Raw genomic sequence first — 21,939 nt, 5'->3', positions numbered from 1 at the left:
TGCAGCGTCGGCCTGGCGCCCGGAAAGGCGCCACGGCATCAGGGTTCTACGTTATGGGTGGCGGCGCGCGCCGCGCCCCACTTCAGGCGCGTGTCGCTGGCGCGCGCGAAGATCCGCTCCAGCGCGGCACCATCGCCCGCCTTGATCTGGGCCTTCAGGTGACCCAGCACGGCTTCGTACGTGTTGATCTCGCGCAGCAGCGCCTCCTTGTTGGCGATGCAGATGTCGCGCCACATCTCCGGCGACGACGCGGCAATGCGCGTGAAGTCGCGGAAGCCACCGCCGGCGAAATCGAGCTTCAGCGCCGCGTCCTCGGCATTGGCCACCTGCGCCACCAGCGCATACGACAGCACGTGCGGCAGATGGCTGACCGATGCGAACACGGCGTCATGCTGCACGGCCGACATCACGTGGACATCGGCACCCGTGGACTCCCACATGGCGCGCACCGCCGCCACATCGACGCGGCTGTTTTCCTGCAGCGGGCACATCACCACCTTCTTGCCCAGGTACAGGTCGTTCAGCGCGGCCTCCACGCCGTGCAGCTCGCGGCCGGCAATCGGGTGGGCGGGCACGAACTGCGCCACCTTGTCACCGAGCGCCGTCTTGGCGGCCATGATCACGTCGGACTTGGTGCTGCCGGCATCCGTCACGATGGTGCCGGGCTGCAGATGCGGCTCCAGCGCATGGAGCAGCGCAAAGTTCTGCGCCACCGGCGCGCACAGCACGATCAGGCTGGCGCCGCGCGCGGCTTCGGCCAGCGATTCGGCGGCCTCGTCGATGACGCCCAGCATCTTGGCCTTTTCGAGCGACGCCGCCGACCGGCCCACCCCCACCACGGTGCCGACCACGCCGGCACGCTTGAGCGACAACGCCAGCGATCCGCCAATCAGGCCGACGCCGACAATCACAACACGGGAAAAATGCAGAGCACTCACGGCTTCAGATCGATTCGGTTTCACATCAATGCCTGTTCGAGCGCCGCGATGCAGGCGGCGTTCTCGTCAGGCAGGCCAATCGTGATACGCAGCCACTGCGGCAGACCGTAGTTCGCCACCGGGCGCACGATCACGCCCTGCCTGAGCATGGCCAGGTTCACACGAGCGCCGGCACCGTCGTCCGTGCCCACGCGGACCATGACGAAGTTGCCCGACGACTTCACGTACTCCAGCCCCATGCGTTCGAAAGCGGCCACCAGCTGGGCCTTGCCGGCACGATTGAGTTCGGCGCTGCGCTGCAGGAATGCCGCGTCGCCCAGCGCCGCCACGGCTGCGGCCTGCGCCAGGCTGTTGACGTTGAACGGCTGCCGCACGCGGTTGAGCAGGTCCGTCAGCGGCAGCTGAGCCACGCCATACCCGACCCGCAGCCCGGCCAGCCCGTAAGCCTTCGAGAACGTGCGCGACACCATCAGGTTCGGATACTTGCGCACCCAGGCAATCGATTCGTACTGCTGGCCGGCGTCCAGATATTCGTTGTACGCCTCGTCCAGCACCACCACCACGTGCGGCGGCACCTTGGCCAGGAACGCCTCGATCTCGGCGGCCGACACGAAGGTGCCGGTCGGGTTGTTCGGATTGGCGATAAACACGAGCTTCGTGTCCGGCGCAATCGCGGCGGCCATCGCGTCGAGGTCATGGCCGTACTGGCGCGACTTCACCTCGATGGCGCGCGCGCCCACTTCCTGCGTGGCCAGCGCGTAGACCGCGAACGAGTATTCGGCGTAGACGATCGACTCGCCGGCACGCACCAGCGCATGCGCGGCCAGCTCCAGAATGTCGTTGCTGCCGTTGCCCAGTGTCAGCCACTCGGCCGGGACATCGAATTTTTCCGAAAGCTTGGCCTTCAGTTCGAAGCCGTTGCTGTCCGGATAGCGCCCCAGGTCTGCCGTGGCCGCCGCGATGGCGGCCCTGGCCGATGCCGGCATGCCGAGCGGATTCTCATTCGAGGCCAGCTTGACGATGCGTGCTTCGTCGAGCCCGAACTCGCGTGCCACTTCCGAAATTGGCTTTCCTGCGATGTACGGAGAAATCTTGCGGACGTAGGTCGGGCCGAAATAATCGGCCACATTGGCCGCCATATTCGCCGCCCCGCTTTCCTGTTGTGCCATGCGTGTCTCCTGCCTGCGTTATTTGCTCGACGGGTAGGACCCGAGCACCTTCAGGTACGCGGCGTTGGCGCGCAGCGCCTGGATTGCGCGTGCCACGGACGGGTCGTGCTGATGGCCTTCCACATCGACATAGAAGTAGTACTCCCACGCGCCGCTACGCGCCGGCCGCGACTCGAACCGGCACATCGACACGCCGTTGTCCGCCAGCGGCGCCAGCAGCTGGTACACGGCACCGGCCTTGTTCGGCACGGACAAGATCATCGACGTCTGGTCGCTGCCCGACGGCTCGGTCTCGTAGCGGCCGATCACGGCAAAGCGCGTGCGGTTGTGCGGATCGTCCTGGATGTTCGCCCGCACGATATGCAGGTGATAGCGGTTGGCGGCCGTTTCGCCGGCAATCGCCGCCACCGTGGGGTCCTCGCTGGCCATGCGCGCGGCCTCGGCATTGCTGGACACGGCCTGGCGCTCCAGATGCGGATAGTTGGCGGTCAGCCAGTGCTGGCACTGCGCCAGCGCCTGCGCATGCGCGCGCACCACGGTCACGCCCTTCATGTCGGGCGACGATGCCATCAGGTTGTGATGGACCTTCAGCGCGATCTCGCCGCTGATCTTCAGCGACGTCTGGAGGAACAGGTCCAGCGTGCGCGACACGGCGCCCTCGGTCGAATTCTCGACCGGCACCACGCCGTATTCCACCGTCCCGGATTCCACCGACCGGAACACCTCGTCGATGCTCGGGCACGGCACGCCCGAGACCTCGTGGCCGAAGTGCGCGTACAGCGCCTGCTCGGAAAACGTGCCGGCCGGGCCGAGGAAGGCAATCTCCAGCGGCTTTTCCAGCCCGCGACAGGCGGACATCACCTCGCGCCAGATCGACGCCACGCTTTCGCCAAGCAGCGGGCCCGGATTGGCGCCCTGCACCTTGCGGATTACCTGCAGCTCACGTTCGGGGCGAAACACCGGCGCGCCGTACTTCTTCTTGACCTCGCCCACGTCGAGCGCCAGCTGCGCGCGACGGTTCAGCAGGGCCAGCAGTTCGCGGTCGACGGCATCGATCTGGTCGCGCAGCGGCGCCAGGTCGGCGGACAGCGCCTGCTCCTGAGGGCTTGGTGCGGCATTGTCATGGCCGGAGGCGGCCACCCCCGGCTTGTCTTGCTGTGTCATAGGCCTGTGGGCCGCGCATCGCGCAGCCGCGAAAAGTCTGGGCTGATGCCGGGCCCCAGCGCTGCAAGGGCCGCGACAGAAAGCACCACCGTCAGGCGGCGGTGCGCTCGAACTCGCGCATGAATTCCACCAGCGCGGTCACACCTTCGAGTGGCATCGCGTTATAGATGCTGGCGCGCATGCCGCCCACGGACTTGTGGCCCTTGAGCTGTACCAGGCCATTCGCGCGCGCCTGGGTCAGGAACGCTTCGTTGCGCGATTCATCGCGCAGGAAGAACGGTACGTTCATGCGCGAGCGGCTGCCGGGATCGATTTCGTTACGGTAGTAGTCGCTTTGGTCCAGGAAGCTGTACAGCGCGCGCGCCTTGGCAATATTGCGCTGTTCGATCCCGGCCACGCCGCCCTGGGCCTTGAGCCACTGGAACACCAGCCCGGCGATGTAGATCGCATAGGTGGGCGGCGTGTTGTACATCGAGTCGTGCTCGGCCACCAGGCGCCAGTTGAACGCCGAAGGGCAAAGCGGATGCGCGAAACCGATCAGGTCTTCGCGCACGATGACGATCGTCACGCCGGCCGGGCCGATGTTCTTCTGTGCGCCGCCGTACACCACCTGCACGCGCGACCAGTCGATGGGGCGCGACAGGATATGGCTCGACGCGTCGGCCACGACGATGCGGCCCTTGTCATGCGTGCCGGTCTGGCCGATGTCGGGAATGTCCTGGAATTCCACGCCGACGATGGTCTCGTTCGTGCACAGGTGCACATAGGCGGCATCGTCCGACAGATTCCACGTCTTCACGTCGGGAATCTTGTGCCACTTCTGGTCCTTGCTGGACGCGGCGATATTCACCTCGCCATAGCGGCGCGCTTCCTGCTCGGTCTTGACCGACCACGTGCCGGTCACCACGAAGTCGGTCTTCGGCTTGGCGGCATTGACGCGATTGGCCAGGTTCAGCGGCACGATGCCGTTCTCGCCGATGGCGCCACCCTGGAGGAACAGAATCTTGAAGTTCTTCGGCACATGCAGCAGTTCGCGCAGATCCGTCATCGCTTGATGATGGATGCTCTCGAATTCCTTGCTGCGGTGGCTCATCTCCATCACCGAAACGCCAGTTCCGCGCCATGACAGCATTTCCTCGGCGGCCTGCTGCAGGACTTCGGTCGGCAACGCGGCCGGGCCAGGCGAGAAATTGAAGACGCGCTCGGCCAGGGAACGTTGCAGGCCGGCGAGGGCGGGGTTCTGGGGATCGTTCATGGAGGGAGAAAAGAAAAATGGCTGCCGGATGGAACCAGGCAGCCATTATCGCCCAAAACCCGCGCCCCTTGGACACCCAGGGCATCCGGAGCGGGTCTGGACCTGCGACCTCCCCGGCACGAAGGGCCCGAGAGGTCAGCCGTCGATCACTTCGAAGCGGCGGCGATTTCCTTCTCGGCGGCGTCGCGCATCGACTTGCCAACCTGCGGGCCGTACTTCTGCATCATCGAACCCCAGATTTCCTGGGTGGCCTTGCCCTGGTTGGCCATGAACTTCTGGCCCGTCGGCGACTTCAGGAACGTGGTCAGATCCTTGATTTCCTGAGTCGAGTAGTACTTGCCGAAGGCATCGTAGTGCGCCTTGATGGCGTCCTGACGGAAGCCGTCGGTGTTGAACGCCGTACCGGCGCCGTCGACCATGCGCTGCACGGCACCGTTCTTCTTGAGCTTGTCGACAGCGGCCTGCTTCTGCTTGTCGTTCAGCGTCTTGTTCTCGACAAGAACCTGCTCCAGCACCAGCGGCGCTTCCTGCTTGGCGCCCTGTTGCCAGTTGTCGGCCTGACCCTTGACAGCCTGGTCGGCCTGCATGACGGTCAGCAGTTCCTTGATGGCCGCGGTCTTGTCCTTGTCTTCCTGAGCGTGCGCGCCTTGCGCCAGCATCATCATCGGAGCGAAAGCAGCCAGAACAGCGATACGTCGATAGGTTTTGAGCATTATGACTCCCTGGTAAATACGTCCGGATTAGTCCGAACGGCCGTCTGGCGAGTTCCGGCCGTCGTCCCGTTGTTGCAACAAATTACGAATTCGCGTCCGCGTCGGCGGCGCCCGCTCCGGTATCGCCATCGGCATTGGCCGCGCCGCTGGCATGGTCCGCCACGTCTTCGTCTTCGCCGTTGCTGCTGTTATCAGCATCTGATTCGACGATGCGCTGCAGGCCCGACAGCTTCGTACCCTCGTCCACGTTGATCAGCGTCACGCCCTGGGTGGCCCGACCCATCTCGCGAATCTCGGCCACGCGGGTGCGGATCAGCACGCCACCCGTGGTGATCAGCATGATCTCGTCTTCGGGCGAAACCAGCGCCGCGGCCACCACCCGGCCATTGCGCTCGCTCGTCTGGATCGCAATCATGCCCTTGGTGCCACGGCCGTGTCGAGTGTACTCGGAGATCGGCGTGCGCTTGCCGTAGCCATTCTCGGTGGCGGTCAGCACGCTGCCCACCGCGCTGATCGAAACGCCGTCGGCCGCCGCGCCCTCGCCCTCTGCCGTTTCGGCCGGGGCCACGAGCATGGCGATCACAGCCTGGCCTTCGTCGAGGTTCATGCCACGCACGCCACGCGCCTGACGGCCCATCGGACGCACGTCGTTCTCGTCGAAACGCACCGCCTTGCCGGCATCGGAGAACAGCATCACGTCGTGCTGGCCATCGGTGATGGCGGCGCCGATCAGGAAGTCGCCCTCGTCGAGGTCGACCGCAATGATGCCGGCCTTGCGCGGATTCGAGAAATCGGTCAGCACCGTCTTCTTGACCGTGCCGCGAGCGGTAGCCATGAAGATGAAGTGCTCGGCGTCGAACTGGCGCACCGGCAGGATCACGTTGATCTTCTCGCCGTCGGCCAGCGGGAACATGTTCACGATCGGACGGCCACGCGAATTACGCGACCCTTGCGGCACTTCGTAGACCTTGAGCCAGTACAGGCGGCCGCGATTCGAGAAGCACAGGATGTAGTCGTGCGTGTTGGCCACGAACAGCGTGTCGATCCAGTCGTCTTCCTTGGTCGCCGTGGCCAGCTTGCCGCGGCCGCCGCGCTTCTGCGCGCGATATTCGGAAATCGGCTGGCTCTTCATGTAGCCCGAGTGAGACAGCGTCACCACCATGTCCTGCGGGGTGATCAGGTCTTCCGTGTCGAGTTCGGTCGCGTTGTGCTCGATCTGCGAGCGGCGCTCGTCGCCGAACTCGGCGCGGATGGCGCCCAGTTCCTCGGTGATGATCGTGGTGATGCGCTCCGGGCGGGCCAGGATGTCGAGCAGGTCGGCAATCAGGCCCATCACTTCGCGGTATTCCTGGACGATCTTGTCCTGCTCCAGGCCCGTGAGGCGTTGCAGGCGCATTTGCAGGATTTCCTGCGCCTGGCCGTCGGACAGGCGATACAGGCCATCGGGCTGCATGCCGAACACGGCCGGCAGGCCATCCGGGCGATACGAGGCGCGGCCGCCTGCAGTGTCGCTCTCGGCACGCGACAGCATTTCGCGCACCAGGCCCGAATCCCAGGGCTTGGCCATCAGTTCCTGCTTGGCCAGCGGCGGCGTCGGCGCAGCCTTGATGATCGCGATGAACTCGTCGATGTTCGCCAGCGCCACGGCCAGGCCTTCCAGCACGTGCCCGCGCTCGCGCGCCTTGCGCAGCTCGAACACCGTGCGGCGCGTCACCACTTCGCGGCGATGCGACAGGAAGGCATCCAGCATCTGCTTCAGGTTCAGCAGGCGCGGCTGGCCATCGACCAGCGCCACCATGTTCATGCCGAACGTGTCCTGCAGCTGGGTGTTCTTATATAGGTTGTTCAGCACAACCTCGGGCACTTCGTTGCGCTTGAGCTCGATCACCACGCGCATGCCTGACTTGTCAGACTCGTCGCGGATGTCCGAGATGCCCTCGATCTTCTTCTCGGTCACCAGCTCGGCAATGCGCTCGAGCAGGGTCCGCTTGTTCACCTGGTACGGCAGTTCGTCGACGATGATCGCCTGGCGCGCGCCACGGTCGATATCCTCAAAGTGCGTGCGCGCGCGCATGACCACGCGGCCCCGGCCCGTTCGGTAACCCTCACGTACGCCCTGGATACCATAGATAATGCCGGCCGTCGGAAAATCAGGCGCCGGTACCAGTTCGATCAGTTCGTCGATCGTGGTATCGGGATTACGGAGCAGATGCAGACAGGCGTCGACAACCTCATTGAGGTTATGCGGCGGGATATTGGTTGCCATACCCACGGCAATACCCGACGAACCATTGATCAGCAAATTCGGGATTCGCGCCGGCAAAATACCGGGCTCTTTCTCCGAACCGTCATAGTTCGGTTCGAAATCGACAGTTTCCTTGTCGATATCGTGAAGCATTTCATGGGCGATCTTCGCCAGGCGGATTTCGGTATAACGCATCGCCGCAGCGTTATCTCCATCCACCGAACCGAAGTTACCCTGGCCGTCGACCAGCATATAGCGCAGCGAGAAATTCTGCGCCATGCGGACGATCGTGTCGTAGACAGCAGTATCACCGTGCGGGTGATACTTACCAATCACATCACCGACGATACGCGCCGATTTCTTGTAGGCCCGGTTCCAGTCGTTATTCAGCTCATGCATCGCAAAGAGCACGCGCCGGTGTACCGGCTTCAGGCCGTCCCGGACGTCGGGAAGCGCGCGCCCCACGATAACGCTCATTGCGTAATCGAGGTAAGAGCGGCGCATTTCCTCTTCCAGCGAGACCGGAAGGGTTTCTTTGGCGAATTGATCCATTGCGGCGTGGTTTATGCGGCGGGTTTAAGCAAATGAAGCCCGTGAATCTGACGGCATGAAGTGACCATGCCGGCGACGGGCGAACATGGCATTCTATCACGCGCGGAACCCCTTCCCGCCCCCGCCGGAACCACCCCTCCACCGCCCCCGCCGACGCACCACCCGTCCACCCCCGATGCCCTGCAACCCATACAGGACAAGGGTTTGCAGGCGCCGCAAGACCGATGTTGCACAAACACCACAGGCCTAAAACCACGTGGTTGAATCGAATATATTTACTTCTTAGGAAACGAGCCTTGTGGCACAATTCCCCAGCGAAGAGCCAGACATTGTTCGAAGTGGAGCATCCACCACATCGAGAATGTTATACTCCGAAGAATGTATGACTTGTTTTCGTCCATTTGCTCGCAGTAACCCTGCGGTGATCTCATCCTGAGAGGAGAAATATGAAAAAATTTGCCAAGCTCGCGCTCGTTGCAGCTACCGCAGTAATGGCTGCATCCGCTCAAGCCCAGTCCGTCCCCTACGAAAAGAAGGCCGTGAACGATAACTGGGGCAACGGTACGAGCGAGTACGTGTGGAAGAATGGCACGAACGAGCTCTGCTGGCGCGACAGCTCCTGGACCCCGGCAACGGCCAATGCCCTGTGCGATGGCGCACTGGCTCCGGCTGCTGCTCCGGCTCCGGCACCGACCCCGGTCGCTCCGCCGGTTGTGTCCAGCGAGAAGGTCACTTTTGCTGCTGACACCCTGTTCGACTTCGACAAGGCTGTTCTGAAGCCCGAAGGCAAGGCCAAGCTGGACGACCTGGTCTCGAAGCTGCAAGGCATCACGCTGGAAGTCATCATCGCCGTTGGCCACACCGACTCGTTCGGTTCGGACAAGTACAACGATCGCCTGTCGATCCGTCGTGCCGAATCGGTCAAGGCTTACCTGGTGAGCAAGGGCGTCGAAGCCAACCGCGTGTACACGGAAGGCAAGGGCAAGCGTCAGCTGAAGGTGGATCCGAAGTCGTGCAAGGGCAACCGCACCGCTCAGATCGCCTGCCAGCAGCCGAACCGCCGCGTGGAAGTCGAAGTGGTCGGCACCCGCAGCGCACGTTAATCGGATCCTCTCCGATGAAGAAAAGCCCAGCGTATGCTGGGCTTTTTTTTCGCCCGGCCTCCGGCGGTTTTCGCCGGCAGCGCGTCAGACCCGCCATATTCGGCGCGGCACCGTTTTTTTGGTAAAGTTGCCGCAGCCTTCTCATCAGACCTGCCGCCTGCGCGGCGCCAACGATGTCGCATTCGACCACCCTCAACGTCTCGCCCCAAACCGGCCGCAATGCCGATCCGAAAGAGATCGACAAGTTCAGCGAGCTGGCCCACCGCTGGTGGGATCCCAACAGTGAATTCAAGCCGTTGCATGATCTGAATCCGCTCCGCCTGGGCTGGATCGACGGTATCGCGCACCTGTCGGGCAAGCAGGTCGTCGATGTGGGTTGCGGCGGCGGCATCCTGTCGGAAAGCATGGCGCGCCTTGGCGCCACGGTCAGGGGCATCGACCTGTCCAGCAAGGCCCTGAAGGTGGCCGACCTGCACAGCCTGGAATCGGGCGTGGCAGTGACCTACGAGGAAATCGCCGTGGAAGACCTGGCGGCCCGCATGCCAGCCAGCGTCGACGTGGTGACCTGTATGGAAATGCTCGAGCATGTGCCCGATCCGCAATCGATCGTTCGCGCCTGCATGACGCTGGTCAAACCGGGCGGACACGTGTTTTTCTCGACGATCAACCGCAACCTGAAAGCCTACCTGCTGGCTATCGTCGGCGCGGAGTACGTACTGAACATGCTGCCGCGCGGCACGCACGACTATCAGAAATTCATCACGCCCTCGGAGATGGCACGCTTCGCGCGCAACGTCGGCCTGGAGATGGTCGAGATGCGCGGCATGACCTTCAATCCTTTGACGCAGATCTATTCGCTTAGCCGCGATACCGACGTCAACTACATGATGGCGTTCCGGAAGGTGGCATGACGATGGCGAAGTTCGACGCGGTTTTCTTTGATCTCGACGGCACGCTGGCCGATACGGCCCCCGACCTCGCGGCAGCGGCCAACCGGCTTGTCGTGGAGCACGGCATGGCACCCGTCGCCTACGAAAAGCTTCGGCCCGTGGCCTCGCACGGCGCGCGCGGGCTGATCGGCGCGGCCTTCGGCAAGCGTCCGGAAGACCCCGAATTCCCCGCGCTGCGCGATACCTTCCTCGATTACTACGAGGCCGACATCGCGGTGCATACCCGACTGTTCGAGGGCATGGATGCGGTGCTGGCCAGGCTCGAGGCCGATGGCGTGCCCTGGGGCATCGTCACGAACAAGATCGCGCGCTTCACGGTGCCGCTGGTCCGCGCCATCGGTCTGGCACCGCGCGCCTCGGCCGTGGTCAGCGGCGACACCACGCCCCACGCCAAGCCTCACCCTGCCCCCCTGCTGCACGCCGCCGAACTGAGCGGCGTGGCCGCGGCGCGCTGCCTCTATGTCGGCGACGACCTGCGCGACATCCAGGCCGGCAAGGCCGCAGGCATGGCGACGGTCTCCGCCGCCTACGGCTACTGTGGCGACGGTGAGCCGCCCGAAACCTGGGGCGCTGACTACCTGATCCATCACCCGGCCGAACTGCTTGAATTGCTGGGATAAGCCCCCAGCTTGGCACTACGGAACCGGACGCACGCCATGGGCGTCGAAACCGGGTACAATCCGTTTTCTTCGCGTTTCACAGCGCACATTGGGGCCGACCTGGTTTCGACGTGGGTTACGAAGCAGTGAGGGCATACCGAGGACCCGTCACCTCGTTAATCAATGGGAATGCAATAACTGCTAACGACGAACGTTACGCACTGGCAGCCTAAGGGCCGCCGTCCTCGCACTGGCTCGCTGACGGGCTAGGGTTCGCAAGAACCAGCGAGGTCATTTACGTCAGATAAGCTTCGGGAGTGTCACGGGCCCGAGGACGAAAACCTAGTGACTCGCCGTCGTAGAGCGTGTTCGTCCGCGATGCGCCGGTTAAATCAAATGACAGAACTAAGTATGTAGAACTCTCTGTGGAGGGCTTGCGGACGCGGGTTCGATTCCCGCCGGCTCCACCAGTACACCGCACCGCTCCGGGCACGCAGGACGTCCGGGGGCAAAGAAAAACGGGCCTTGCGGCCCGTTTTTTTAATGCTCTGCGGTGCCGTTCAGTGCACCACCACGCCGTCGACCGGCATGCTTTCGAGTCGGGCGGCGTAGTAGCGGTCCACGGGCAGGCTGACGCCCAGGTGCAGGTACAGGCTTTTCGCGTAATCCACCGAGCCGATCATGCCTGGCATCCATAGCCGCTGCAGCCGCGCGTGCGACTCCCCCGAGTGTGCCGCGAAGGCCTCGACCCCGAATTCCTGGATGGCCTTGAACAGCACCAGCCCAACCAGGTACATGTCGCCCGTATCCAGCGCGATGGCTGCCTGGGCAGCCCAACGCTCGGCGCGATCTTCGATTTTTTCCGCCTCGGCAAACCGTTCCGTCATGGTCGGCATGAATACGTCGCCTGGCGGGAGAAAGGTAAAACTCATCAGACGGCTCCTAACCCCGTATGCCAACAATGACGGCCAATTTCGCCGAAAACTGAAGCGATCGGAACAGATTCGAACAGTTCCGGCGAAAAAACAACACTTAGCGGATCAAACGCCACAGGGCCGGTGTCACGGCAGGGGTCCATCCTGCACCGCGCCAGGCGGTATGACGTTGCAGGCAGACGTAGCGTTTGCCTTGGTACGTGACGGCCTGACCGATTTCATAGGCCGGCCCCTCGCGCCACGTATCAAGCGTGCTCCCGTCCGGCTGGCCCGTCGAAGCGGCGCCACCGCCGCCACTGCCCGAACGGCCGCTTGCGCTGGGCGCCTCCTTGTCGATCTCGAAGCGGTATCCGGGATACGACTTGCTCAGGTAGACGCGGTTGGCCGTGGTGGAACTCAGCGGCACGATACTCGACGCGCCATTGCGCGCCTGCAGCTCGCCGATGCGGAAGATCTGGGATTCGACATTGACCTTCTGCGCCAGCTGATACGCCCACGTGCGCGCCCTGGCATTGGCGGCGTTGATCGTCAGCACATGCTTGCCTGCATCGCGCCCCATGGCGTCCATGGCCCGGAACGTCAGCTTCGTGCCCACCACCAGGTCGCCCTTGGCTGCCAGCACACCTTGATCCTCCCAGCCAATCTCGCGCACCGCCAGACCGTCTCCGGGGAACTTGACGTCGGCGCACGCATAGAACGCCTCGGGGCTGTCGCCGCGCTGCCAGATGCTGTAGAGGCTGTGGCTGCCCTTCTTGCCCGCCGGCAGTTGCACTTTCATGCGGTACTTGCCGCTTTCCTGCACAGCCTGCGCGCCAGACACCGTCGCAAATTCTTCAAGATCGGCCCAGCGCAGCGGCATGCCGGGGTCCCAGTCATCGCGGGTGATGTAGTACTTGAAATACTGCGTGGCATGCGGCGCGGAAGCTCGCCAGACGAATGTGTAATCACCGCTGGCAGTGGGCACGATCGAGGTTTGCGGCCAGTCGAGCCGCGCAAGGTCCAACCCGCGGAAGCTTGCCGATCCGCCCGAGCAAAGCTCGCCATCGGCGATCAATGCGCGGTGATTGCCGGCGGCATTGCCCTGGCGCACGCCGTTCCAGTCGTAGAACTGCTGCGCACCGCCGACCGCGCGAGCCGCCTGGCAGGCTCCCGATTTCGGTTGCTCGGCACCTTCGTTGTAGCAGGTCAGCACCCGGCTGGCGGGCAGCTCCATCGTGCCGTGTGCTTGGGCGGAAAGCGGCACAGCGGTCGCGGCAAGCGCCAGACAGGCGATACCGATTGCTTTATGGGACATCGCGATTTTCCTAGAAGACGTGGTTCAACGTCCTCGCCCGGGGCGAGAACGGCTGCGCGATTTGACGCGCCACAAAACACGTTGGAAATCGGAATCGTCCTAAAATGGCCAGTGCCATGCCGACGATCAATCCGTCGGCAAAATCGAATCCATGCGGTTGCCGCCGGCATGAACGCTACAATAGGCCGTCGCTGTCCTACGCCCTGCCCTCATGTCCGACCACCCCCGTTTCACTGTCAGCCGATCCATGGTCATGCTCCTGCCCGAGCAACCCTTTCTTGACTGGATCCAGGCGGTGGACCCCGACCCCGTCCCCACGCTGACGCTCAGTGACGTGCGCGACGATGCGAGCGTTTTCCTGTTGCCCGCGGAGGTGGCCGACACGCCCGAGAATGCACTGCGCTGGGTGGAAAAGCGGTGGCGTCCGTTTTTCGAATTCATGCTGGGCGAGTGGTTCGACGATTCGGTCTGGCCCGAAGCGCTGTCGCTGGCCATGTTCCGCGACTGGTTCACGGTCCGCTTCCACTCGATGGTCTGGGACATGGCACCCGATGCGCCGCTCGAATACGAGGACTGGGACGACGAGGAAGACGACGACGCGCCCACGGTCCTGCACTGACCGCCCGCAAACAACAACGGCACGCCCAGGCGTGCCGTTGTTGTTTGCGACCGTAGGTGCGATCAGAGGAAGCGATCCAGAATCTTCCGGCTGTGCTTGTCCAGCGCGAACTGGTCGCGGATCAGGTAGTGAATGCCATGGCTGTCCGAAATCAGCAGCGTGGTACCCGTCAGCCGCCGGATGTTCTCTTCGCCGCGCAATACCAGGTCGGTCTGGCCGCGATCGGTCTGTACGGTCCACACGCTGGGCGTGGCGTAGGTCGATACACCCAGAATCTTCTGAATCTCGGGCATGAACTCGCGCGATGCCAGCTCGGCTTCGATCAGCTCACGGGTCTGCGCCGGCAGTTTGTCCAGACGAGGAATCCAAGCCAGTTCCTTGCCATCGGTGCTCATCATCCCCACGCCATCGTCGGCAGCGGAAATCGGAAACGCGCGCACGGGCACCACGCCCTCGTGCTGCGCACCGTCACCCGTTGTCAGCACGAGCTTGCCGAGGCTGTTGCGGGACAGGTGGAATTCGGGCGTTTGCATAGCCGTTTCTTTCACTGATGGATTACTGGGCACTGACGGCCTCCGCCACTTCGGCACGGTTGCCGGCGCTGGTGTCATCGGGGTCGGTATCGACATTGCGCGCCTGCGCCTGATACAGCCTGTAGTACGCACCCTCGCGCGCCAGCAGTTCGTCGTGGCTGCCCACTTCGACGATCTGGCCGCGGTCCATCACCACGAGTCGATCGGCCTTGCGCAAGGTGGAGAGCCTGTGCGCAATGGCGATGGTGGTGCGACCCTGCACGAGGTTGTCCAGCGCCTTCTGAATCTCCTTCTCCGTGGACGTATCCACCGACGACGTGGCCTCGTCCATGATCAGGATGCGCGGATCGATCAGCAGCGCGCGGGCAATCGAAATACGTTGCCGCTCGCCGCCGGACAGCGCCTGGCCGCGCTCGCCGACGAGCGAGTCATAGCCGTGCGGCAGCCGCAGGATGAACTCGTGCGCATGCGCGGCGCGTGCGGCGGCGATGATCTCCTCGCGCGTGGCCTCGGGCTTGCCGTAGGCGATGTTGTCGGCAATCGTGCCGAAGAACAGGAACGGCTCCTGCAGCACCAGGCCAATGTTCTGGCGAAAATCCGATACCGGCAGCGAACGGATATCGACACCGTCCACCCGGATCGCGCCTTCCGAGACATCGTAAAAACGGCAAATCAGGTTCACCAGCGTGCTCTTGCCCGATCCGCTGTGGCCGACCAGGCCGATCATCTCGCCTGGCTCGATGGTCAGGTTCAGGCCGCGGATCACGGCGCGATTGCCATAGCGGAAGCCGAGGTCGCGCATCTCGATGGCGCCTCGTACATTCTCCAGGCGCACGGGTTTCTGCGGCTCGGGCACGCTCGACACGTGGTCGAGGATATCGAAGATCCGCTTGGCGCCGGCGGCGGCTTTCTGGGTCACCGACACGATCCGGCTCATCGAATCGAGGCGCGTATAGAACCGGCTGATATAAGTCAGGAACGCCACCAGCACGCCGACGGTGATCGCGTTGTGGCTGACCTGCCAGATACCGAAGATCCAGACCACCAGCAGGCCCACTTCGGTGAGCAGCGTCACGGTTGGCGTGAACAGCGACCACACGGCGTTCACCCGGTCATTGATCGCAAGATTGTGACGATTGGCCTCGCGAAAGCGCACCACCTCGCGCTTTTCCTGCGCGAACGCCTTGACCACGCGGATGCCCGGAATCGTATCGGCCAGCACGTTGGTGATTTCGGACCAGATGCGGTCGATCTTCTCGAATCCGTGACGCAGGCGGTCACGCACCATGTGGATCATCCACGCGATGAACGGCAGCGGCACCAGCGTGACCAGCGCCAGCCACGGATTGATGGAAATCAGGATGATCGACGTCATGGCGATCATCAGCACATCGGTGGCGAAGTCAAGCAGATGCAGCGACAGGAACACGCTGATGCGGTCACTCTCGGACCCGATGCGGGCCATCAGGTCGCCAGTGCGCTTGCCGCCGAAGTATTCGAGCGACAGCTTGAGCAGGTGTTCGTACGTGGTGGTGCGCAGGTCGGCGCTGATGCGCTCCGACACGCGCGCCAGCAGGTAGGTACGGGCCCAGCCCAGCGCCCAGGCCACCAGCGCGGCGCCTAGCAGGCCGGCCAGATAGAGCTTGACGAGGTGGTAGTCGATCGGCACGCCGTTCTGATACGGGATCAGCACCTTGTCCATCAGAGGCATGGTCAGGTAAGGCGGCACCAGCGTGGCGGCCGTACCCAGCAGCAGCAGCGCGAAACCGCCCAGCAGTTCCCAGCGGTAGGGCCGGGCAAAACGCCACAGGCGCAGCAGCGCCCAGGTGGAGGGCGGGGTCTCCAGCTCCCGGCTGCATTGCGGGCACTGCTCTTCTCCCGGCGGGATGGGCGCCTTGCAGGTCGGGCAGATCTCGGCATCGGGCTCGGCGGAATGGCCGGTGGCCACCAGATTGCGGCGTGCATCGAACTGGTCGGCCAGCCGCAATGCGTCAGGATTGTAACCAAGCGTGTAGCGCCAGGTGGCCAGGCGCTCCCGGCCATCGCCCAGTTCCAGCGTGCCCACGCCGGCATGGTCGCCGTGGGCAAGCGTCAGGTCAGGCGTGATGTCCCAGCTTCGCAGGGCGGTTTCGCCGGGGGCGCGACAGATCAGACGACGATCCGTCACAACCAGCCACCCTTGGGTAAAATGCAGCCTTGCGTCCAGGTCCAGCATGAGCCCGGCCAGGACGATTTCCCGGGGCAGCAGGCCGGCGCCGAGTTCGGCGGCCCAGGGACCTTGCGGGCCGGGGTGGTTGGAAGCAGACGGGGAGGACTGGGTCATTATTGGCGCAAAAAGCGATAAAAGCGCGTCCGCAGACCCAAAAACAGATCAAATACGGACATAACTTGAAACAATTAAGCGGTTCGCCAGGCTGGCGGCCCGCAATTTTGCCCGCAAGTATACATAACGCAAACAGGCGGGCACCTTGGTGCGCTGCACAATGCGTTGCCGGTCTCGAAGGGTAATGACGGGTCAACCCTGAGGCTACAGTAACGTTAACGAAAGATTAGCTTTCCATTTCCCGGGCACTCGCCCACAGCCTCAAGCAAATTCAATGAAAAAGAAGGACATTGAGATTTTCGATGTCATGTCGCTACGCGGCCCGAATATGTGGACATATCGGCCAGTGCTGGAGGCATGGGTCGATATCGGCGAACTGGAGGATTTTCCCTCCAACAAGATTCCGGGGTTCTACGAGCGCCTGTCGGCGTGGCTGCCCACGCTGATCGAGCACCGCTGCAGCCCGGGCGTGCGCGGCGGCTTCCTGATGCGGTTGAAGGAAGGCACCTGGCCCGGCCATATCCTGGAACACGTCACGCTTGAGCTGCAGAACCTGGCCGGGATGCCCGGCGGCTTCGGCAAGGCGCGCGAGACCCCGGTCCGTGGCGTCTACAAGGTCATCGTGCGGGCCTGGCACGAGCAGGTGACGCGCGCCGCGCTGTTTGCCGCGCGCGACCTGGTCATGGCCGCCATCGAGGACCGCCCGTACGACGTGGACGCCGCCGTGGAAACGCTGCGCGACCTCGTCGACGAACACTGCCTCGGACCCAGCACCGCCTGCATCGTCGATGCCGCCGACGACCGCGACATTCCGTCGATCCGCCTGTCCGACGGCAACCTGGTGCAGCTTGGCTACGGTGCGCGCCAGCGCCGCATCTGGACGGCCGAGACCGACCGCACCAGCGCCATCGCCGAATCGATCTCGCGCGACAAGGACCTGACCAAGTCGCTGCTGGAATCGTGCGGCGTGCCCGTGCCGGAAGGCCGCATGGCCGATAGCGCCGAAGACGCCTGGGACGCCGCCGAAAGCATCGGCCTGCCGGTGGTGGTCAAGCCGTACGACGGCAACCATGGCCGTGGCGTGTTCACCAACCTGATGACGCGCGACGAAGTGCTGACCGCCTACGCCGTGGCCATCGAGGAAGGCAACGGTGTCATCGTCGAGCGCTTCGTGCCCGGCAACGAGCACCGCCTGCTGATCGTGGGCGGCCGCATGGTGGCCTGCGCGATGGGCGAGACCGCCTCCGTGGTGGGCGATGGCAAGCAGACCATCGACGAACTGATCGAATCGCAGATCAATTCCGACCCGCGCCGTGGCAGCACCGAGGATCATCCGCTGAACCGCGTGCGCCTGGATTCGGCTGCCCGCCTGGAACTGAAGCGCCAGGGCTATGCCGATGGCAGCGCGGTACCGCCCGAGGGCCGCACCGTGCTGATCCAGCGCAACGGCAACGTGGCCTTCGACGTGACCGACCGCGTGCACCCGAGCGTGGCCGCGCATGCCGCGCTGGCCGCGCGGATCGTTGGGCTCGACATCGCCGGCGTGGACCTGGTGGCCGAGGACATCTCGCGCCCGCTCGCCGAGCAGCGCGGTGCCATCGTCGAGGTCAATGCCGGCCCCGGACTGCTGATGCACATCAAGCCCGCCGACGGCGAACCGCGCCCCGTGGGCCCCGCCATCGTCGAGCACCTGTTCCCGACCCGCAACGGCGTGGCCGACGACGGCCGCATTCCCGTGGTGGGCATCACCGGCACCAACGGCAAGACCGTGGTGGCCAAGCTCGTGGCGCGCCTGCTGCAGTTGTCGGGCAAGCATACGGGCCTGTCGTGCAGCGATGGCCTGTTCCTGGACCGCCGCCAGGTGGAAAAGGGCGACCGTGGCGAAAAGGCTAACTGGGACGCCGGCCACCGCATCCTGATGAACCGCGCCGTGGAAGCCGCCGTGTTCGAGAACGACAGCGGCATGATCCTGTCGCAGGGCCTGCCGTACGACCGCTGCCAGGTAGGCGTGGTCACGAACTTCGGCCAGCCCGATCACCTTGGCGACTACTACGTCGAGGATGAAGACCGCATGTACAACGTGCTGCGCACGCAGATCGACGTGGTGCTCAAGACCGGCGCGGCCGTGCTCAACGCCGCCGATCCGCGCCTGGTCGAGATGGCCGAACTGTGCGATGGCGACGTGATCTTCTTCGGCCTGTCCGCCGACCTGCCCGCCATCGTCGAGCATCGCGCGGCCGGCCGCCGCGCCGTGTTCGTGCGCGATGGCAAGGTGGTGATGGCCACAGGCGCCAGCGAAAGCGCGCTGACCGACGTGTCGGCCATCCCGCTGACCTACGCCGGCCGGGTCGCCTTCCAGATCGAGAACGTGCTGGCCGCCGTGGCCACCGGCTGGGCACTGGGCATTTCCAACGACCTGATCCGCGCCGGCATCGTCACCTTCGACGTGGGCCAGGTGGATGTGCCGGGCCGCTTCACGTTGTTCGAGCGCCAGGGCGCCACGGTGATCGTGGACGACGCGCACAACGCGCCGGCGCTGGAAGCCATGGCCGCCGCGCTGGACCGCTTCCCGGCCGAGCGCCGCATGCTGGTGTTCGGTGCCGGCGTGCAGCGCCGCGACGAAGACCTGGTGCAGCAAGGCAAGGTCATCGGCAAGACGTTCGACCGCGTGTTCCTGTGCGAAGACCACAGCGTGCGCCGCGACCTGCCCGACGCCGAAGCCCGCGCGCTGCTGAAGAAGGGCCTGTACGAAGGCCGCCGCGTGACGAAGATCATCGACGAAGCCGGCCGGCGCGAAGCGGTGGAAGCCGCGTTGTCGCAACTGGTGGCCGGCGACCTGCTGGTCCTGCAGTGCGACGAGGCCTCGACCGAGAGCACCGTCGAGCAGGTACACCAGTGGATGGGCCGCAGCGGACGCCGCGCGTAATCCCGCCCGGAAGAACAACGGACAAACGATTCTATGGAAGTCTCTCGTATCCGGGCTCTGCGTGGCCCGAATCTCTGGTGCCGGCATACCGCCATCGAAGCCATCGTGGCGTGCTCGGACCAATCGCATCTGCTGGCCGAACTGCCGGGCTTCGAGGATCGGCTGCGCGCCCGCTTTCCGGCCATCCCCCCGATGCGCCCCGACGACGAGGCCGGCTCGCCGTCGATGGCCCACGCGCTGGAAGCCGCCGCGCTGGGCCTGCAGGCTGCCGCCGGCTGCCCGGTGACGTTCAGCCACGCCGCGCCGACGCTGGAACCGGGCACCTACCAGGTGGTGGTGCAGTACAGCGAGGAAGAAGTGGGCCGCCTGGCCTTCGAACTGGCCGAGCAGCTTTGCCTGGCCGCGCGCGACGACAAGCCCTTCGATCTGGACGATGCGCTGCACCGCCTGCGCGAACTCGACGAAGACGTGCGGCTGGGGCCCAGCACGGGCTCGATCGTCTACGCCGCCGTGGCGCGTGGCATTCCGTATCGCCGCCTGACGCAGGGCTCGATGGTGCAGTTCGGCTGGGGCAGCAAGCAGCGCCGCATCCAGGCCGCCGAGACCGACATGACGAGCGCGGTGTCCGAATCGATCGCGCAGGACAAGGAACTGACCAAGGCGCTGCTGCATGCGGCAGGCGTGCCTGTGCCGCTGGGCCGGTCGGTGCGCAGCGCCGAGGAAGCCTGGGCCGCCGCGCAGGAGATCAACGGCCCGGTGGTGGTGAAGCCGCGCGACGGCAACCAGGGCAAGGGCGTGGCGGTGCGCATCCGCACGCGCGAGGAAGTGATGACGGCCTACGAAGTGGCCGCCGACATTTCGTCTGACGTGCTGGTCGAACGCTATATCCCGGGCCACGACTTCCGTCTGCTGGTGGTGGGCAAGCATCTGGTGGCTGCGGCGCGCCGCGATCCGCCGCAGGTCATTGGCGATGGCACGCATACGGTGCGCCAGCTCGTGGAGGAAGTGAACCGTGACCCGCGCCGCGGCGAAGGCCACGCCACGTCGCTGACCAAGATCCGCTTCGATGACATCGCGCTGGCCACGCTGGCCAAGCAGGGCCTGAGCGCCGATGCCGTGCCGGCCAAGGGCGCGCGCGTGGTCCTGCGCAACAACGCCAACCTGTCCACTGGCGGCAGTGCCACCGATGTGACCGACGACGTCCACCCGGACATCGCCGCGCGCGCGGTGGCCGCCGCCCAGATGGTGGGGCTGGATATCTGCGGCGTGGACGCCGTGTGCGAGACGATGCTCAAGCCGTTCGAGGAACAGGCCGGCGGCATCGTGGAAGTGAACGCCGCGCCGGGCCTGCGCATGCACCTGCAGCCGTCGTACGGCAAGGGTCGCGCGGTCGGCGAAGCCATCATCTCGACCATGTTTGCCGATGGCGACGATGGCCGCATTCCCGTGGTGGCCGTATCGGGCACCAACGGCAAGACGACCACCGTGCGCCTGATCACCCATATCCTGGCCTCCAACGGCCTGCGCATGGGCATGACCGGCACCGACGGCGTGTACATCCAGGGCCAGCGTATCGACACCGGCGACTGCAGCGGCCCGCGCAGCGCGCGCAACGTGCTGCTGCATCCCGACGTGGACGCCGCCGTGTTTGAAACGGCCCGCGGCGGCTTGCTGCGCGAAGGCCTGGCCTTCGACCGCTGCGACGTGGCCGTGGTGACCAACGTGGGCGAAGGCGACCACCTGGGACTGTCGTACATCAGCACCGTGGAAGACCTGGCCGTGCTCAAGAGCGTGATCGTGCAGAACGTCGCGCCGCATGGCATGGCCGTGCTGAATGCGGCCGACCCGATGGTGGCGCGCATGGCCGATGCCTGCCCCGGTTCGATCACGTTCTTCGCGCATGATGCGGGCCTGCCGACCATGGCGTTGCACCGCGCCCAGGGCAAGCGCGTGGTGTTTGTCGAGGGCGCCGAGATCGTGGCCGCCGAGGGTGACACCAGCGTGCGGTTTGCGCTGGCCGACATCCCGCTGACGCGCAACGGCTCGATCGGCTTCCAGGTGGAAAACGCCATGTCGTCGATTGCCGCCGCCTGGGCGCTGGGCATCGACTGGAACGTGATCCGCCGGGCGCTGACCACGTTCGTCAACGACGCCGCCACCGCGCCGGGCCGCTTCAACGTGTTCGACTACAAGGGCGCCACGCTGATTGCCGACTACGGCCACAATCCCGATGCCATCCAGGCGCTGTGCAACGCCGTGGAGACCATGCCGTCGAAGAAGCGCGTGGTCGTCATCAGCGGGGCGGGCGACCGTCGCGACGAGGACATCCGCAAGCAAACCCAGATCCTGGGTGGCGTGTTCGACGACGTGCTGCTGTATCAGGACCAATGCCAGCGCGGCCGTGAAGACGGCGAAGTGCTGGCGCTGCTGCGTGAAGGCCTGGTCGGTGCGCAACGCACCAGCCATACCGAGGAAATCCGCGGCGAATTCCTGGCCATCGACACGGCGCTGGCACGCCTGCAGCCGGGCGACCTGTGCCTGATCCTGATCGACCAGGTCGAGGAAGCGCTGGACCACATCGCCAAACGCGTCGCCGGGCAGTAATCCGGCCCGCCCTCTCC

The 21,939-nt window shown here is 64.7% G+C and carries 16 protein-coding genes and 1 other RNA gene; 7 read left to right on the top strand and 10 right to left on the bottom strand.

Features of this window, described 5'->3' with window-relative positions; genetic code table 11:
• Nucleotides 1-38: 38 nt before the first annotated feature.
• The 6 genes from AC3G88_RS07025 to gyrA form a co-directional block, all read right to left on the bottom strand.
• Nucleotides 39-938 carry a prephenate dehydrogenase gene (locus AC3G88_RS07025; protein WP_092595513.1) on the bottom strand — a complete coding sequence of 300 codons (900 nt, stop codon included), beginning with the start codon at nucleotides 936-938 and terminating at the stop codon, nucleotides 39-41.
• 20 nt (nucleotides 939-958) lie between these two features.
• Nucleotides 959-2,107 (bottom strand): histidinol-phosphate transaminase, encoded by a 1,149-nt coding sequence (gene hisC, locus AC3G88_RS07020; RefSeq protein ID WP_488771100.1) that lies wholly within the window; start codon nucleotides 2,105-2,107, stop codon nucleotides 959-961.
• 18 nt (nucleotides 2,108-2,125) lie between these two features.
• Nucleotides 2,126-3,271 (bottom strand): prephenate dehydratase, encoded by a 1,146-nt coding sequence (gene pheA / locus AC3G88_RS07015; protein ID WP_153946789.1) that lies wholly within the window; start codon nucleotides 3,269-3,271, stop codon nucleotides 2,126-2,128.
• Nucleotides 3,272-3,362: 91 nt separating this feature from the next.
• A complete protein-coding gene (serC, locus tag AC3G88_RS07010; RefSeq protein ID WP_153946788.1) occupies nucleotides 3,363-4,526 on the bottom strand; it encodes a 3-phosphoserine/phosphohydroxythreonine transaminase in 1,164 nt (387 codons plus the stop codon).
• 146 nt (nucleotides 4,527-4,672) lie between these two features.
• Complete coding sequence (locus AC3G88_RS07005) at nucleotides 4,673-5,239, bottom strand: DUF2059 domain-containing protein (protein ID WP_092594880.1); 567 nt, start codon at nucleotides 5,237-5,239, stop codon at nucleotides 4,673-4,675.
• Between the two features lie 82 nt (nucleotides 5,240-5,321).
• On the bottom strand, nucleotides 5,322-8,036 hold the full coding sequence (gene gyrA / locus AC3G88_RS07000) for a DNA gyrase subunit A (RefSeq protein WP_488771098.1): 2,715 nt from the start codon (nucleotides 8,034-8,036) through the stop codon (nucleotides 5,322-5,324).
• Nucleotides 8,037-8,482: 446 nt separating this feature from the next.
• Between gyrA and ompA the strand changes: the two genes are divergently transcribed.
• The 4 genes from ompA (at nucleotide 8,483) to ssrA (ending at nucleotide 11,158) form a co-directional block, all read left to right on the top strand.
• Nucleotides 8,483-9,139 carry an outer membrane protein OmpA gene (gene ompA / locus AC3G88_RS06995; RefSeq protein WP_066739225.1) on the top strand — a complete coding sequence of 219 codons (657 nt, stop codon included), beginning with the start codon at nucleotides 8,483-8,485 and terminating at the stop codon, nucleotides 9,137-9,139.
• 173 nt (nucleotides 9,140-9,312) lie between these two features.
• Nucleotides 9,313-10,050, top strand: coding sequence for a bifunctional 2-polyprenyl-6-hydroxyphenol methylase/3-demethylubiquinol 3-O-methyltransferase UbiG (ubiG, locus tag AC3G88_RS06990; protein WP_488771097.1), 738 nt, complete (start codon nucleotides 9,313-9,315; stop codon nucleotides 10,048-10,050).
• Nucleotides 10,051-10,052: 2 nt separating this feature from the next.
• Nucleotides 10,053-10,709, top strand: a complete 657-nt coding sequence (gph, locus tag AC3G88_RS06985) for a phosphoglycolate phosphatase (RefSeq protein ID WP_400391719.1) — start codon at nucleotides 10,053-10,055, stop codon at nucleotides 10,707-10,709.
• A gap of 90 nt (nucleotides 10,710-10,799) precedes the next feature.
• Nucleotides 10,800-11,158: a transfer-messenger RNA gene (gene ssrA, locus AC3G88_RS06980) on the top strand.
• 90 nt (nucleotides 11,159-11,248) lie between these two features.
• Here ssrA and AC3G88_RS06975 read toward each other — a convergent pair.
• Nucleotides 11,249-11,620 carry a hypothetical protein gene (locus tag AC3G88_RS06975; protein WP_488893253.1) on the bottom strand — a complete coding sequence of 124 codons (372 nt, stop codon included), beginning with the start codon at nucleotides 11,618-11,620 and terminating at the stop codon, nucleotides 11,249-11,251.
• A gap of 100 nt (nucleotides 11,621-11,720) precedes the next feature.
• Entirely contained in the window at nucleotides 11,721-12,917 is a 1,197-nt protein-coding gene (locus AC3G88_RS06970) for a lytic polysaccharide monooxygenase (protein WP_488893252.1), read from the bottom strand.
• Nucleotides 12,918-13,128: 211 nt separating this feature from the next.
• Here AC3G88_RS06970 and AC3G88_RS06965 point away from each other — a divergent pair, with 211 nt between their 5' ends.
• Nucleotides 13,129-13,536, top strand: a complete 408-nt coding sequence (locus tag AC3G88_RS06965; RefSeq protein WP_153946783.1) for a hypothetical protein — start codon at nucleotides 13,129-13,131, stop codon at nucleotides 13,534-13,536.
• 62 nt (nucleotides 13,537-13,598) lie between these two features.
• On the opposite strand, the gene AC3G88_RS06960 is transcribed toward AC3G88_RS06965, so the two are convergent.
• Nucleotides 13,599-14,069, bottom strand: a complete 471-nt coding sequence (locus tag AC3G88_RS06960) for a cyanophycin metabolism-associated DUF1854 family protein (protein WP_488771094.1) — start codon at nucleotides 14,067-14,069, stop codon at nucleotides 13,599-13,601.
• Between the two features lie 22 nt (nucleotides 14,070-14,091).
• Entirely contained in the window at nucleotides 14,092-16,392 is a 2,301-nt protein-coding gene (locus tag AC3G88_RS06955; RefSeq protein WP_488771093.1) for a cyanophycin metabolism-associated ABC transporter, read from the bottom strand.
• 274 nt (nucleotides 16,393-16,666) lie between these two features.
• Here AC3G88_RS06955 and cphA (AC3G88_RS06950) point away from each other — a divergent pair, with 274 nt between their 5' ends.
• A complete protein-coding gene (cphA, locus tag AC3G88_RS06950) occupies nucleotides 16,667-19,318 on the top strand; it encodes a cyanophycin synthetase (RefSeq protein ID WP_488771092.1) in 2,652 nt (883 codons plus the stop codon).
• Between the two features lie 33 nt (nucleotides 19,319-19,351).
• Entirely contained in the window at nucleotides 19,352-21,922 is a 2,571-nt protein-coding gene (cphA, locus tag AC3G88_RS06945) for a cyanophycin synthetase (protein ID WP_400393485.1), read from the top strand.
• Nucleotides 21,923-21,939 lie beyond the last annotated feature (17 nt).

Source organism: Cupriavidus sp. 86D6 (assembly GCF_057815095.1).
Note: the sequence above shows the minus strand (reverse complement) of the source record. Positions and strands in the feature narration are given on the sequence as shown.

Excerpts from the sequence above, each read along its gene's own strand:
- gph (WP_400391719.1), top strand. The coding sequence starts at position 10,053 with ATGGCGAAGTTCGACGCGGTTTTCTTTGATCTCGACGGCACGCTGGCC.
- cphA (WP_400393485.1), top strand. The coding sequence starts at position 19,352 with ATGGAAGTCTCTCGTATCCGGGCTCTGCGTGGCCCGAATCTCTGGTGC.
- hisC (WP_488771100.1), bottom strand. The coding sequence starts at position 2,107 with ATGGCACAACAGGAAAGCGGGGCGGCGAATATGGCGGCCAATGTGGCC.
- AC3G88_RS06975 (WP_488893253.1), bottom strand. The coding sequence starts at position 11,620 with ATGAGTTTTACCTTTCTCCCGCCAGGCGACGTATTCATGCCGACCATG.
- serC (WP_153946788.1), bottom strand. The coding sequence starts at position 4,526 with ATGAACGATCCCCAGAACCCCGCCCTCGCCGGCCTGCAACGTTCCCTG.
- AC3G88_RS06965 (WP_153946783.1), top strand. The coding sequence starts at position 13,129 with ATGTCCGACCACCCCCGTTTCACTGTCAGCCGATCCATGGTCATGCTC.
- AC3G88_RS06955 (WP_488771093.1), bottom strand. The coding sequence starts at position 16,392 with ATGACCCAGTCCTCCCCGTCTGCTTCCAACCACCCCGGCCCGCAAGGT.
- cphA (WP_488771092.1), top strand. The coding sequence starts at position 16,667 with ATGAAAAAGAAGGACATTGAGATTTTCGATGTCATGTCGCTACGCGGC.
- AC3G88_RS06960 (WP_488771094.1), bottom strand. The coding sequence starts at position 14,069 with ATGCAAACGCCCGAATTCCACCTGTCCCGCAACAGCCTCGGCAAGCTC.
- AC3G88_RS06970 (WP_488893252.1), bottom strand. The coding sequence starts at position 12,917 with ATGTCCCATAAAGCAATCGGTATCGCCTGTCTGGCGCTTGCCGCGACC.
- ompA (WP_066739225.1), top strand. The coding sequence starts at position 8,483 with ATGAAAAAATTTGCCAAGCTCGCGCTCGTTGCAGCTACCGCAGTAATG.
- AC3G88_RS07005 (WP_092594880.1), bottom strand. The coding sequence starts at position 5,239 with ATGCTCAAAACCTATCGACGTATCGCTGTTCTGGCTGCTTTCGCTCCG.
- pheA (WP_153946789.1), bottom strand. The coding sequence starts at position 3,271 with ATGACACAGCAAGACAAGCCGGGGGTGGCCGCCTCCGGCCATGACAAT.
- gyrA (WP_488771098.1), bottom strand. The coding sequence starts at position 8,036 with ATGGATCAATTCGCCAAAGAAACCCTTCCGGTCTCGCTGGAAGAGGAA.
- ubiG (WP_488771097.1), top strand. The coding sequence starts at position 9,313 with ATGTCGCATTCGACCACCCTCAACGTCTCGCCCCAAACCGGCCGCAAT.